Source organism: Enterobacter sp. ENT03 (assembly GCF_019218745.1).
In the GTDB taxonomy this organism is placed as follows: Bacteria; Pseudomonadota; Gammaproteobacteria; order Enterobacterales; family Enterobacteriaceae; genus Enterobacter_D.
Map to the genome: position 1 here is coordinate 1 of NZ_JAHUXA010000072.1, position 235 is coordinate 235.

A 235-nucleotide genomic window follows, 5' to 3' on the forward strand; every position below is an offset into this window, starting at 1 on the left:
TCATTACGTACTGAGTTTGTTTTGTTCGCCTCGCAGGACGGGGCGAACATCCGTTCCCTTTGCCGTCACTACGGCATTTCTCCTGCCACCGGCTATAAGTGGCTTAAGCGCCGGGCTGAGGAAGGTGTATCCGGTCTTCAGGACCGCTCCCGCGCACCTCATCATTCTCCGAACCGTTCTCCGGACGACATCACTGACCTGCTGCGCATGGCGCATGCCCGCCATGAGCGCTGGG

At 59.6% G+C, this 235-nt stretch carries 1 protein-coding gene; it reads left to right on the top strand.

Annotated features, from left to right (window positions below):
• Positions 1–235: helix-turn-helix domain-containing protein (locus KW828_RS22225; protein WP_218338311.1), on the top strand; the 235-nt coding region annotated here is incomplete at both ends.